At 45.6% G+C, this 14,556-nt stretch carries 9 protein-coding genes; 6 read left to right on the forward strand and 3 right to left on the reverse strand.

Features of this window, described 5'->3' with window-relative positions; translation table 11 throughout:
- The first annotated feature begins 3 nt into the window (after positions 1 to 3).
- The 6 genes from MSG35_RS21380 (at position 4) to MSG35_RS21405 (ending at position 9,194) form a co-directional block, all read left to right on the forward strand.
- Positions 4 to 1,287 (forward strand): TRAP transporter large permease subunit, encoded by a 1,284-nt coding sequence (locus MSG35_RS21380; RefSeq protein WP_019821215.1) that lies wholly within the window; start codon positions 4 to 6, stop codon positions 1,285 to 1,287.
- A 104-nt stretch (positions 1,288 to 1,391) separates the two neighbouring features.
- On the forward strand, positions 1,392 to 2,747 hold the full coding sequence (locus MSG35_RS21385) for a cache domain-containing protein (protein ID WP_248384964.1): 1,356 nt from the start codon (positions 1,392 to 1,394) through the stop codon (positions 2,745 to 2,747).
- Positions 2,740 to 3,378 carry a response regulator transcription factor gene (locus tag MSG35_RS21390; protein ID WP_017060961.1) on the forward strand — a complete coding sequence of 213 codons (639 nt, stop codon included), beginning with the start codon at positions 2,740 to 2,742 and terminating at the stop codon, positions 3,376 to 3,378. The genes MSG35_RS21385 and MSG35_RS21390 overlap by 8 nt, the downstream gene beginning before the upstream one ends.
- 169 nt (positions 3,379 to 3,547) lie before the next feature.
- Positions 3,548 to 5,146, forward strand: a complete 1,599-nt coding sequence (locus MSG35_RS21395) for a BCCT family transporter (protein ID WP_048607166.1) — start codon at positions 3,548 to 3,550, stop codon at positions 5,144 to 5,146.
- 271 nt (positions 5,147 to 5,417) lie between these two features.
- Positions 5,418 to 6,989 carry a BCCT family transporter gene (locus MSG35_RS21400; RefSeq protein ID WP_048607163.1) on the forward strand — a complete coding sequence of 524 codons (1,572 nt, stop codon included), beginning with the start codon at positions 5,418 to 5,420 and terminating at the stop codon, positions 6,987 to 6,989.
- Positions 6,990 to 7,310: 321 nt separating this feature from the next.
- Entirely contained in the window at positions 7,311 to 9,194 is a 1,884-nt protein-coding gene (locus MSG35_RS21405) for a methyl-accepting chemotaxis protein (protein WP_248384965.1), read from the forward strand.
- A gap of 81 nt (positions 9,195 to 9,275) precedes the next feature.
- On the opposite strand, the gene MSG35_RS21410 is transcribed toward MSG35_RS21405, so the two are convergent.
- The 3 genes from MSG35_RS21410 to cydD all read right to left on the reverse strand — a co-directional run bounded on the left by MSG35_RS21410 (position 9,276) and on the right by cydD (position 14,403).
- Positions 9,276 to 10,679, reverse strand: a complete 1,404-nt coding sequence (locus tag MSG35_RS21410; protein WP_248384966.1) for a hypothetical protein — start codon at positions 10,677 to 10,679, stop codon at positions 9,276 to 9,278.
- A 225-nt stretch (positions 10,680 to 10,904) separates the two neighbouring features.
- The gene (gene cydC / locus MSG35_RS21415) at positions 10,905 to 12,626 is read right to left on the reverse strand and encodes a cysteine/glutathione ABC transporter ATP-binding protein/permease CydC (protein ID WP_102416836.1); all 1,722 of its coding nucleotides are present in this window, start codon (positions 12,624 to 12,626) and stop codon (positions 10,905 to 10,907) included.
- Positions 12,619 to 14,403, reverse strand: a complete 1,785-nt coding sequence (cydD, locus tag MSG35_RS21420) for a cysteine/glutathione ABC transporter permease/ATP-binding protein CydD (protein ID WP_248384967.1) — start codon at positions 14,401 to 14,403, stop codon at positions 12,619 to 12,621. The genes cydC and cydD overlap by 8 nt, the downstream gene beginning before the upstream one ends.
- Positions 14,404 to 14,556 lie beyond the last annotated feature (153 nt).

Below are 14,556 nucleotides of genomic sequence, written 5' to 3' on the forward strand. Positions count from 1 at the left end.
AACATGATTGGAATAGTAATGTTTTTCGTAGCCTTGTTTGCACTTTTACTTGGCTTCCCAGTGGCGTTCACCTTTGGTGGTATCGCGTTAATCTTTGGTGTTTGGGCTGAAGGCATCGAAATGTTTGCCTTCATGCCATATCGAATTCAATCAATCATGGAAAACACGGTGCTGATGGCCGTTCCATTGTTTGTCTTCATGGGGCTTGTTCTACAAAAGACCAAGCTTGCTGAGCAGTTGCTTGAGTCAATGGGGCGACTGTTTGGTGGTGTGCGTGGTGGTATCGCAATCTCGACAGTACTCGTAGGTTCACTGCTTGCCGCTTCAACTGGCGTAGTAGGGGCTTCCGTAGTGGCGATGGGGCTTATCTCCCTACCTGTAATGCTTAAGTACAATTACGACAAAGGCTTAGCCTGCGGCACTATTTGTGCGTCTGGTACGCTAGGGCAGATCATTCCACCTTCCATCGTATTGATTCTATTGGGTGATGTTCTAGGTGTTCCAGTAGGCGACTTGTTCCAAGCGGCGATTTGGCCGGGCGTGATGCTGGTCGGCGCGTACATCGTTTATATCTTGATATACGCAAAGCTACACCCTGAAGCGGCTCAACCTATTGAACGTGATGACTCCATCAGCCGTAAGCAGGAAGTGTTTAATGCACTGAAAGCGATTCTTCCGCCTTTAGCGCTCATCATTGTTGTTCTGGGCTCTATCTTCGCAGGTGTTGCTACGCCAACAGAGTCAGCGGCATTAGGTGGTGCGGGTGCGATGATTCTTGCTCTGCTTTACGGTCAGTTTAGTTGGTCGATGGTCTACGACGCGTCGAAAGAGACGGTGAAAGTAACGGCGATGGTATTTGCTATCTTGTTGGGTGCAACGGCATTCTCAATGGCGTTTACCTACACTGGTGGTGACTATCTGGTTGAAGAGTGGATGCTACAACTGCCAGGTGAGAAATGGGGCTTCCTGATCATTACCATGTTGGTGATTTTGATTCTGGGTTTCTTCATCGACTTCGTAGAGATCTGTTTCATCATCGTGCCGATCATTGCGCCAGTTGCTGAGCTGATGGGCATCAACATGACATGGTTCGCTATCCTGATTGCGATGAACCTGCAAACCTCCTTCTTAACGCCACCATTTGGTTTCAGTCTGTTCTATCTAAAAGGCGTAGCACCTAAAGGTGTGACAACTAAGGACATCTACCGAGGCGTGATGCCGTTCATTCTGATTCAAATCCTCGTACTTGGATCACTTCTCGCTTTCCCTTCTTTCTATGGAATGTGAGTGAAGCCTAGAATGTGAATGATATGTTTCAACGGCTATCTATAAATTGCTAAAGTAAAACGGCTTATTGATGTTCAGTAAGCCGTTTTTTGTGAGGGAAAGGAATGCCTCTAAAAGCCAAGCTGATTTTGCTGACGCTGCTCCCGTTGCTGCTCGTAACGGCGAGTATTAGCTGGATCTCGCTGCACCAGACCAAGACGTTAGGCGCTAAAGAAGTCGAGATCTTTAGAGATAGCCTAATCAAGTCGCGTGAAAACGCCCTCAAAGACACGGTTGACCTCGCGTTCGACGCCATAGAACACATCTATAACGATCCAAATATCCAAGAAGCCCAAGCCAAAATAAAAGTTCGAACCATATTGTCTAAACTTAGATATGGCTCTGATGGGTATTTCTTCGCATACGATCGCCACGGGACCAACTTGGTTCATCCAATACAGCCGGAATTGATTGGAAAAAATCTGCTTCAATTACAAGATGAAGATGGCGACTTTCTGATAGAAGCTCTGCTAAGAGAGGCGCAAACCGGAGGCGGGTTTCACCAGTATTTGTGGCAAAAGCCTTCGACTGGGGAAGTCGTCTCTAAGCTGAGCTATGCGGCTTGGTTAGAGCGTTGGGATTGGATGATTGGCACGGGTTTGTATATTGAAGACGTGCACCAAGAAGTGGCTTCGATGCAGGCTGCGATAAATAAGAATATTGAAACCACGTTCTTTTCGATTGTGGTGATTTTGAGTGTGACGGTCGCTGTCATCATCGTGCTGACCTTGGCCATTAACATGCATGAACATCGGATTGCGGATAACAACCTAAAGGAACTGGCGCACAAAACGGTGATGTTCCAAGAAGACGAGAAGAAGCATCTAGCGCGTGAGTTGCATGATGGTATTAACCAATTATTAGTGTCGAGTCGTTGCCACTTAGAACTGCTCGGTAATAAGCTACAAAATGAAGACCTTAAAGCACATTTGAATAAGTCGCAGCATTCACTGATGCGAGCGATCGAGGAAGTGAGGCACATCTCACATCAACTTCGTCCAAGTTCATTGGATGACATAGGCTTAGAAGCGGCGCTATCTTCGCTGTTATTAGATTTTCAGGCGCATTCGGGTATTGAAGTGGAAACCTTGTTTAGCACTCAACAGGGCAAGCTGAAATCTGAGGCTGCGACAACTTTGTATCGAGTGGTACAAGAGTCGCTGAATAATATCGAGAAACACGCGCAAGCGACTAAAGTAACGGTTATCGCGCAGCAAATTGGTAATGTGCTGCAGCTATTGATTCAAGATAACGGCGTCGGTTTCAACACCTATAAAGCGATGGAAAAACGAGGGATCGGGCTGCGTAACATGAGAGAGCGAGTGGAGTTCATCGGTGGTGACTTTGAACTGATGAGTGAGATTGGCCTCGGAACGGAAATTACAGTGTTACTGACACTAGAGGGATTAATGAATGAGTGAAGTTATTCGAGTTGTGATTGCTGATGATCACCAAGTGGTACTGGATGGCTTTATGGCGAGATTGGAACTCGAGCCAGATATTAGCGTGATAGGTACCGCCAGCAATGGACTAGAAGCGGTAGAGGTCGTTAAGTCTCTGCGCCCTGATGTGGTGTTGATGGATATCAGCATGCCTATCATGAATGGCATTGATGCCACCCATCTGATTAAAGAAGAAGATCCAGAAGCCAAGGTATTGATGCTGACCATGCATAACAACCGTGAATACATCATGAAGGTGATGCAGTCGGGGGCTGTTGGCTACATGTTGAAAGAGATTTCGGCTGAAAAAATGGTGCAGGCAATCAAAACGGTCAATCAAGGCTCGACCTATTTCTGTGAAAAAGTCACGCAGAATTTGTTTACTCAGCCGATTACTCCTACGCCATCGGTCAAGAATCCATTGAGCAGACGTGAAGAGGCTGTGCTGAAATTAGTCGCAAAAGGGGAGAGCAGTAAAGAGGTCGCGAAGGCGCTGAATATCAGCTATCGAACGGTAGAAACCCATAGGCAAAATATTAAGCATAAGCTCGATATTCACTCTACGGCAGAGCTTGCAAAATATGCGGTCAGCTCCGGGCTTGTGGACTGATCTTACGCTAAATTACGTTAAATGTGTAATTTAATTACTAAATGTGTAATTTGCGCCTCCTTTATGGAGGTTTTTTTAGTATTTTTGCGACAGGTTGATATTCTTCTTTTCGAAATTTAAGCGCCGAATGCAATGTTGCAAACTGTGCGCTGCAAATTAGAGAGGAAGCATGGAGCCTGTAAAAGATAGGTATAGTATTGAAAATACCGATTATACAGTAGGACAAGATAACGTTCAGAAATGGGGTTTTGATGTTCATAACCCAGTATTTGGAATCAGTGCAGGGGCGATCATTATCTTCCTGTTGGCACTTCTAGTCGCAGACCCTGAAACCGCAAAAGCGGCGCTTGATGGAATCAAATGGAAAGTCATTGGTAACTTCGATGGTTTCTTCATGTGGGCAGCAAACATCTTCGTAATTTTCTGTTTTGCCCTCATTGTCTCCCCGTATGGCAAGATACGTATTGGTGGCAATGATGCCAAAGCAGAGCACTCTAACCTATCTTGGATGTCGATGTTATTCGCCGCGGGAATGGGTATTGGTTTAATGTTCTGGGGTGTGGCTGAGCCAGTCGCTTACTTCACTGGCTGGTATGAAACGCCATTAGGTGTTGAAGCATACTCTCCTGAAGCGGCTAAGTTGGCGCTTGGTGCAACCATCTACAACTGGGGTCTTCACGGTTGGGCGATTTACGCTGTTGTTGCTTTAGCGCTTGCTTTCTTCACCTTCAATAAAGGTTTACCTCTATCAATCCGCTCTATTTTCTATCCTATTTTGGGTGATAGAACTTGGGGTTGGTTTGGTCATATAGTTGATATCGTCGCTGTACTTGCAACACTATTTGGCCTTGCAACTTCACTGGGCTTAGGTGCTCAACAAGCAACAAGTGGTATTAACCATGTATTTGGTACCGATGGCGGGATTGGCATGCAGCTGATTGTTATCGCTGTGGTCACTTTCTTAGCAACAATGTCAGTGGTTCGTGGTATCAACGGTGGCGTAAAGCTTCTGAGTAATGTGAACATGCTGGTTGCTTTGGGCTTGCTTATCTTCGTTACCATCGCTGGTGGCATGGCGGGCATTAAAGCAATCCCAACCGCGCTAATGGGCTACATTGAAAACTTCATTCCTTTAAGTAATCCTCATGGTCGTGATGATGAAACGTGGATGCAAGGTTGGACGGTATTCTACTGGGCGTGGTGGATGTCTTGGTCACCATTCGTCGGCATGTTCATCGCTCGTATCTCTAAAGGTCGTACGATTCGTGAATTCATCGTTGCTGTATTGTTCATTCCAACGACTGTAATCATCATCTGGATGGCTATTTTCGGTGGTATCGCGATTGATCAAGTGGCGAACAAGGTGGGCGAGATTGGTATGAATGGTCTGCAAGATATTACACTTTCTCTTTTCCACACTTACGATGCACTGCCAATGAGCTCTGTGCTGTCAGTGGTATCGATTGGTTTGATTATGGTGTTCTTTATCACCTCGTCTGATTCAGGCTCATTGGTTATCGATAGCATTACCTCTGGCGGTAAAGTGGATGCTCCGGTTCCACAACGTGTATTTTGGGCGTTGATGGGCGGCGCGATTGCAGCGGTTCTACTATGGGTTGGTGGTACGGAATCTATTCAAGCACTGCAAGCTGGAACGGTATCAATGGCGCTACCATTTGCCTTCATATTATTGCTTATGTGCCTAAGCTTATTGCTAGGTTTACGAACTGAAAATCAATTGGTTAAGCACCAAAATGCTTTGAGTTAAAAGTATTTTTGATAAAAAGGTCGACAGGGTCGGCCTTTTTTTCGTCATAAACTTGAGTAATTACGTGAATATTGTTTGAAATTCCATCGAACCGATTCTGGTTTACTGAAAACAACAAGTTAACCTGCTAAACTTCAGACATCCAAGTATTTGAATTATTGTGACAACAGCTTGTACTACTTGGATCGTAGGTTCGAGTTTGTGATTAAGTCGCAGGTAAGTAAGGAATACGAGGTCAATAGACCCTAATAGTATTCCGTAGAGAGGGATAATGACTAAAGGTATAGATAAATACAGTATCGACAGTACGGATTACACTGTCGGTCAAGATAACGTCCAAAAATGGGGTTTTGATGTTCATAACCCAGTATTTGGTATCAGTGCGGGGCTTATCGCTTTGTTCCTGATCGGTGTTCTTATTACAGATACCGCTTCAGCAAAGGCTGCACTAGATGGCGTTAAAGGCCAGATTATCAATTCGTTTGATTGGCTTTTCATCTGGTCGGGTAATATTTTCGTAATTTTCTGCTTGGGCTTGATTGTTTCTCCATACGGCAAAATCCGCCTTGGTGGTGTTGATGCAACGGCAGATTACTCATTCATCTCTTGGCTATCGATGCTGTTTGCCGCAGGTATGGGTATCGGCTTGATGTTCTGGAGTGTGGCTGAGCCTGCTGCTTACTTCACGGGTTGGTTTGAAACTCCGTTAGGTGTTGAACCAAACACACCAGAAGCTGCAAAACTGGCATTGGGTGCAACCATGTATCACTGGGGTCTACACCCTTGGGCGATTTATGGCGTAGTAGCACTGTCACTTGCGTTTTTCTCTTACAACAAGGGATTGCCTCTTTCTATCCGTTCTATCTTTTACCCAATTTTAGGTGATAGAGCTTGGGGCTGGGCAGGTCACATCGTTGATATTCTTGCTGTACTTGCAACGCTATTTGGTCTGGCGACATCGTTAGGTCTTGGTGCACAACAAGCGGCAAGTGGTATTCAGCATGTATTCGGCATTGAAGCGGGCCTAGGTCTGCAAGTTATTGTGATTACAGCGGTGACTTTATTGGCGGTAGTATCAGTACTTCGTGGTATTGATGGTGGCGTTAAAGTTATCAGTAACATCAACATGTTGGTTGCTTTCCTACTGCTTATCTTAGTGGCTCTAATCGGCTACGCGGTGACTTTAGGTTCTATCCCAACAACATTGATGGCATACATTGAAAACATCATTCCGCTAAGTAACCCTCACGGTCGTGAAGATGAAACGTGGATGCACGGTTGGACTGTATTCTACTGGGCTTGGTGGATCTCATGGTCTCCATTCGTAGGTATGTTTATCGCACGTGTTTCTAAAGGTCGTACCGTTCGTGAGTTCATCACAGCAGTACTGATTGTACCGACTACAGTGACTATCATTTGGATGTCAGTATTCGGTGGCATGGCGATTGACCAAATCGTGAATAACGTTGGTATTCTTGGTCAAGACGGCCTAACGGATGTATCACTAGCAATGTTCCAAATGTTTGATGCACTGCCGTTCGGTACTCTGCTTTCAATCATTGCGGTTGTATTGGTTCTAGTATTCTTCATTACATCGTCTGACTCAGGCTCTCTAGTAATCGACAGCATCACCGCGGGTGGTAAAGTTGATACACCTGTGCCTCAACGTGTGTTCTGGGCGTTCCTTGAAGGTGCGATTGCTGTGGCTCTATTGTGGGTTGGTGGTACTGAAGCAGTACAAGCTCTACAAGCGGGTGCAATCTCTACAGCATTGCCATTCACCATCATTCTATTACTGATGTGTGTGAGCTTGCTAATGGGTATGCGTACAGAAAAACGCTAGGCTTTTAAGCTGAAATCTACTGCAATTTATACGCAGTAGAACGTTAAATACTATGAAGGCAGAAGAGGAAACTCTTCTGCCTTTTTTGTTTCTTCTTTAGCGTGTTCTTTGTCTATTTTTATCATGTGAAGTGCGATAAAAATTCTAATAATCGTAGATACAATACCGCCTTAAATTTGGCGACAAGCCAAGGAATTGACATTAGGTAAGCTTATGGTTTGCTTAAAATTATATTCCAATATTAAATTGTGAAATCGCTCGAATTTAATACTGATATTGGGTAGTATGCGCGAGATTTCCCACCACTCGTGAAACTTTGACATGAAACTAACACTAAAGCAGAAGTTGATAGGTGCTAGCCTATCTGCTGTTGTCGTTATGGCTACAGCGTTGACTTGGTTGTCAGCAAACCAATTATTTGAACAGACTCGTAATGGCGTATACCTACGAGCTGAAAGCGTATCTGAAGCAGCATCTGAAGGTATTAAAAACTGGATTGATATCCGTACCGATATCGCATCAGCATTTAATGAGTTTTCACGAGAAAGTGATGTTGTTCCTTTCCTTAGACAAGCTCGTGTAGCGGGTGGCTTTGACGATATCTTTTTAGGTACTCCAGAAGGTGGAATGTACCGTTCACATCCTGAACGTAATCGTGCAGATTACGATCCTCGTCAACGTCCTTGGTACCAAGAAGCAAACGCTGCAGGTAAGCAAATCATTACCACGGCTTACCAAGATGCAATCACCAAAGCACTGCTAGTAACGATCGCAGAACCTGTTCGCCACAACGGCCAACTTGTTGGTGTTGTTGGGGCAGACGTACTTATCGACCAATTGGTTAACGATGTAATCAGCCTTGATGTTGGTGACAACGCTTACGCAATGCTTATTGATGCCTCTGACGGCACATTCCTAGCACACCCAGATTCAGCACTAAGCTTGAAGCCGGTAAGCCAGCTTTCAAACGATATCTCTATGCCTATTATCGAAAACGCAGTGCGTACGGGTAGCATCGAGATCATCAAAGAGCGCGGCGCAGACAAGTTACTTTACTTCACGAAGGTACCTAACACTAACTGGATCTTCGCGGTTCAGATGGACAAAGCAACAGAAGAAGCGAACCACTCAACGCTACTTACTCAGCTGATCATCACTGCTGTCGTTATTACGCTCATCGTAATCGTACTTGTGTCTTGGTTAGTGAGCTTCCTATTCCGCGACCTAAACCGCGTTTCAGCGGCACTTGAAGAAATTGCTTCAGGTGAGGGCGACCTTACTCAACGTCTTGAGCCTAAGAGTGACGACGAAATTGGTCAGCTTGCTGCAAACTTCAACCGTTTTGTGGGCAACATGCACACCATGGTGATCAAGCTAAGCGAAGTATCTGCTGCGCTAGGCAACCAAGCTCGTCAAACGGCTTCTCAAGCGGAAGAACGTAGTGCTCGTATCCAAATGCAACAAGACGAGATCAACATGGTAGCAACAGCTGTTAACGAAATGGCTGCGGCAACACAAGAGATCGCAGGTAACGCAGACCACACTGCACAGAACTCATCTGAAGCGGTTGGCGCGTGTGAGCACGGTACTGGTCAAGTAACACAGACTCAAAGCTCTATCCAAAACCTTGCTCAAGAAGTTCAAATCGCAACCAACGTGATTCTAGAGCTTGAAGAGCACGGCAACAGCATCAACGCTATCTTGTCTAACATTCAAGGTATTGCAGAACAAACGAACCTACTTGCACTTAATGCCGCTATTGAAGCTGCACGTGCCGGTGAGCAAGGTCGTGGTTTCGCAGTAGTTGCGGATGAAGTTCGAGTTCTAAGCCAACGTACACACGGTTCAACGCAAGAAATTCAACAAACGATTGAGTTGCTGCAAGGTACAACAGGCAAAGCGGTTAACATCATGAACGATAGCCGTACTCTTGCTGAAACCAGTGTTGATGACGCGAACTCAGCAGCTGCAAGCCTAACGCAAATCCATGCTGCTGTTGAACGCATCAGCGACATGGCAACACAGATTGCTTCTGCTGCAGAAGAGCAAGCGTCAGTAACGTCTGAAATTACTCGTAATACTGAAGGAATCCGTGACGTATCTAACGAGCTAGCAGACGAAGCACACCAAGCTGCAGAGCAAGCTGCGCAGCTTTCTGAGCTGTCTCACGAGCTAGAAAGCGAAATCAGCCGCTTCAAGCTGTAATCGCTAACAGGTAATTTGAAAGCCGAATGTGAATATCACATTCGGCTTTTTTGTGCGTGCTAATTAGAGTTGTGACCCAAACTAGTTATTCGGGTAACCTGGAAACTTAGCTTTAAGGGCAAGTCGCTTAGGGAAGTACTGCTCCATAAATTTCACCATCGCAGGGTCGTTCGCTTGTAGCTCTGTGAACGTTGCAGAACTTAACTCTTGCGCGTTGTAACCCTTATAGTTCAGGTCGTAGTAGGCATACAGAGAATAGGCTAGGTACTCTTGGTCGTATGACTCTGCGTCTAAATCCGCTTCGACAATCGTAGAGTCTTTACCGTTTGGAAAGTAAGAGCCTGCAAGAATCGCTTTCTCATTCAGTTCATCTAACTCTTTCTGCATCACACCCCATTTCGACGAAGATGATTGCACCGCTAGGTTCATCACACCGTAATCGTGAACAAAGTGAATGATCTCTTCGAACGCAGCGTCTCGTTGAATGACTAGATCCGGTTTATTCTCGCCTGTTGTTGTGTCAGTAGTTTCAGTTGCGAACAGATCTTGGAAGCGGTAATTGTCTTCTAAGAAGTCACCAACTCTCTTATCCCAGTTTCCATCTGATAGAAATGCCATTGCTGCTTTGCTGTCGTAAATAGCCTTAGTCACTTCAGCGGGGAAGCTATCAAGGTAGTACTCCATGATGTTCTTAACATGAGCGACTTTTGCCTCTGAATTGTTTGCAGATTTATCTTCGATCAACAGTGGGATTTTGTAGCCATGAGCCTCTACGCAAGTTCGTTGATTGATGCCATTTTTAAGCAGCTCACCCGTTGTATTTGAGATAACAGAACAGTCAGCTGTAGGCACACGTGAGAATGTCTCTGAGGCGCTTTGAGCGAAGGATGGAACAAATTGAATGCCATTGCTCAGAGTGTTACCAACACGAACATAGAGGTTCATAGGCCTCATTTGGTCGATATTAAATTTGATGCCAGTAGCATCAATAATGAATTGCTTATTGATGGTCACGGTATCCGCTTGTTTCCATCGAATGACGTTGTTTATGTCGTTTTCAACCTCAGCGATAGCAAGCTTTTCAGGTGTCTTTGTTGCGTTAAAGTCTTCGTAGCAAATACTGAAGTTTTCAACGTCGAACGTCTTACCCGCTGAGTTTGTTGCTGTCACAGAGAAGGTGATATCTGCGTCGCTTTGGGTCTTGTAATTGCGCTCAGGACTGCCGTGGACTTGCGCGAAACTGCCGCTCGCTTTTTGTGTATTACCGTACTGGGTAATATCAATGTTCACGTTCTTGTCTGTACCCGCAGCAATCGATTTCACGCTGAATTGCAGTGAGTAATTACTTCCTAAGCTAACCACTGAGCTAGCGCTTGATGCGTCGATGACATTCTTTGATGCGCTCGTGTTATTGCTGTCGCTGCCGCCGCATGCAGTGAGCATCGTAGTCAGAACAAGAGTTGGAATTGTGAGTTTGTATACCATAGGGGACCAAGTTATCTGCAAGCTATAAAGCCAGCATGTTACAAGAAATGGCATTTGCTCTTAGTAAGCTTTTGTAAGTAATGTATTAATAGTGCTTACAAATAAGCAATAAGTGATTGGCGGTGGTTATCTGTTTGAGCTGCTCGAAACTAGAATCACAGACACACAAAAAGCCCGAGCATAAACTCGGGCTTTGAATGGTTTTCTTTATAGCTTAAGGAGAAGCTAGATTGCCTGACGAAGTTGGAAATAGCGTCCTTCTTCGTTCAACAGTGTCTCGTGAGAGCCGTTTTCTACAATCTCGCCTTGTTCAATCAGAACGATAGAATCCATCGATTCCAGACCAATCAAACGGTGCGTAATGAAGATAACTGTCTTGCCTTCAAAGTGCTTCTCGAACAGCGCCATGATGCTCTGCTCAGTTTGCTTATCTAAGCCTTCTGTTGGCTCATCAAGAAGCAGGATAGGGGCGTCATGAAGGATTGCACGCGCAATACCAATACGGCGCTTCTCACCACCAGACAGTTGACGACCGCCGTCACCTAACCAGCTATCAAGTGCGTTATTCTCAAGCAGCTTTTCTAGGCCAACGTCTTTAAGGATGTTAGCTAGGTGATCATCATTGGCGTCTGGTTTTGCAATCAACAAGTTGTCACGCAGAGTGCCGTTTAAGATGTCGACACGCTGGCTTACCACACTGATAGATTCACGAAGTTGTGATTCGTTCCATTGTGTCAGCTCAATGCCCGCGATAGAGATGTAACCCTTTTTCGGATCCCAGTAGCGAGTTAGAAGCTGAATCAGTGTCGATTTACCAGAACCCGTTTGACCCACAATCGCAACCTTGTTCGTTGCTGGGATAGTTAGGTCAACAGCGTTCAGAACACTGCGCTCAGAGTCAGGGTAGTTGAACGTCACGTTTGAGAACGTAATATCAAGCGGCTTGTTGATGTCGAGCTTCTCTTCAGCGAACTGAACTTCAGGCTCTGACAGAATAACCTCGTTCAAGCGACGTGCTGAAGACAGAGTTTGACCTAAATGCTGGAACGCACCTGCAATTGGCATCAACAATTCAAAACTTGCCATAGTAGCGAACGCCATTAGCGCGATGAACGGGTCTGGTGCATTACCACCCACACCGTCAGCCGCAAGCCAAAGCATAAGAACAAGCGTCAAACCATTGAAAAGCATTAGCGCTGCTGAAGCCATACCGGTTAGGTTAGCGTTCACAAACTGATTCGCCATCAGCTTCTGCTGTGTTTCTAGAATCGCATTACGGTAACGCTCTTCCGCACCGAACAGAGTCAGTTCGCTGTAGCCTTCAATCCAATCTAGCGTAGTCACACGAAGATCCGCTTTGTTCTGTGTCAGTTCGCCGCCGTTACGCTTGCCCAGTTTGTAGAACAAGATTGGCCAAACCAACAGCATGATCAGAAGGATAGAACCTAAGATCAAACCTAGTGAGCTATCGAACCACATCAAGAACAGAGTCAGGAAGAAGATACCCAACACACCCACTGTCACAGGGCTTACTAAGCGCAAGTAAACGTGGTCCATTGCGTCGACGTCAGCAACTAAGCGGTTAAGTAGGTCAGCGTCACGAAGGTTTGAGATACGACCTGGGATCAGCGGAGCCAGCTTCTTGAAGAAGAAGATACGCAGATCCGTCAGTAGTTTGAATGTCGCATTGTGGCTCACAACACGTTCACCCCAACGACCAGCAGTACGGCTCATTGCCAAACCACGTACACCACCGCCCGGTAGCATGTAGTTGAAGGTTTCACGCGCAATCGTAAGACCAGCAACCGCAGAAGCTGAAATGAACCAACCCGATAGCGTTAACAAGCCGATAGAAGCCGACAAAGTAGCAAAAGCCAATAGCATGCCTAGCGATAGGCCAAACCAATGCTTTTTATAGAGTTTCAGGTAAGGCAGTAAATCACGCATCTAAATTACCCTTATTGTCTTGTTGAGCTAAGTTCGCGTTTAGCATCTCTTCGAATAAACCACCCGCAGTCGAGAGCTGAGAGTAATGACCTTGTTCCACAAGACCACCATCGCGCATAACCAGAATGTTATCGACCGATTGAAGAGGAGCAAGTTGGTGCGTCACAAGCAGGGCAGTGCGACTTTCGATGTTGCTGTTGATGCCTTTCATCACGAGCTGCTCACTGCGAGTATCTAGGCTGGCAGTGGGTTCATCTAACAACCAGAATTGGCCGTCTTGAATCATTGCACGAGCCAAGGCCAAACGCTGAGATTGACCAACAGATAGGCCACCTGAACGGTCAGAGATCATGTAATCCAAGCCGTGCTCGTTTACAAATTCGTTAGCAAAAGATTGCTCAAGTGCGTTTTGAACAGTTTGGTCAGTGATATCTTGCTTACCCAGAGTGACGTTGTCACGAATGCTGCCGTGAAGCAACAATGGGTTTTGACCAACCCAGCTGATCGTCTTGCGCCAAGATACCAAGTCTAAATTACGCAGTTCAATGCCATTGATTTTCAAGCTTCCTTCATAAGGCATGAAACCAAGAATAGCGTTGATCAAACTTGTTTTACCCGCACCACTTGGGCCAACTAACGCAGTCGATTGACGAGTGTTCAAGGCGAACGAAATAGGGCCAACCAATTGAACACCTTCAGGACTTAATACTTTGAGATCTTGAGCTTCAATATTGATGCCTTGAGCCGGATCGAGTTGAGTGTCGCCTGATTTAACCTTAGTGATGTCGGTTTCTAGGAACTCGACAATACTTTCGGCTGCGCCAACCGCTTGTTGCTTCGCGTGGTAGAAAGTACCTAAGTCACGCAGAGGTTGGTAAAACTCTGGCGCTAAGATAAGGATAAACAAACCAGCGAATAGCGTAATGCCTGCACCGTAGTGGCCAAAGTTCAGCTCACCAATGTAGGTGAAACCAAAGTAAACTGCCGTCATCGCAATAGAGATAGACGTGAAGAATTCAAGCACAGCAGAAGACAAGAAAGCGATCTTCAATACATCCATGGTACGCGTTCTGAACACTTCAGATGCACCTTTCAATACTTCTGTTTCAGAGCTAGTGCGGTCAAAAAGACGAATGGTTGTCATTGACTGCAAACGGTCGTAAAAGTGACCTGAAAGACGTTGCAGTGCTTTGAAGTTTTTACGGTTTGCATCGGCTGCTTTCATACCAACTAATGCCATGAACATCGGCACCAGTGGCGCAGTAATCAAGAAGATCAGACCTGCTGCCCAGTTTACAGGGAATACTACGACCAAAATAATGAACGGAATCATTACCGACAAAGACATCTGAGGTAAGTAACGAGAGAAGAAGTCTTGCATGTCTTCAACTTGTTCTAGCAATAAGGTTGCCCACGTACCTGCAGGCTTACCTTTAATGTAAGCAGGGCCTAGCTCACGTAATTTATCTAGGATGATTTGCCTTATGTAGACACGTATTTGTTCACCACAGCGATAACCTGCGATTTCACGACCCCATGTACAGCCCGCACGGCCAACGACCGATAATGCCAAGCCTGCGAAATGACCAACCAGTTCAGACTTATCGACATTCTCGATGATCAGCTGGTGAAGAATAGAGGCGAGAAGAGCTGCTTGAGCAATTAAAAACACGCTTGAAAGTACGCCAAGGCTAATCGCAATCATAAGCCAGCGTTTCGCTAACTTACTCTGTTGCTTAAGCCACTTGTTCAAGCTGCGTTGTTTTTTCTTATCCATTATGAAGGCTTAATGATAATTATTATTTGTTGAGGGCGGCTAGTATACAAAAGAAAGCCCAGTGGATATACCACTGGGCTCTAGGGATTTACAACAAAATGTGATGACGCCCTGCATCTACTGAGGCGAGAGCACCGATAATCAAATCTGCAA

Origin of the sequence: Vibrio sp. 1CM23M, from assembly GCF_023161755.1 — a bacterium.
GTDB lineage: Bacteria > Pseudomonadota > Gammaproteobacteria > Enterobacterales > Vibrionaceae > Vibrio > Vibrio coralliirubri.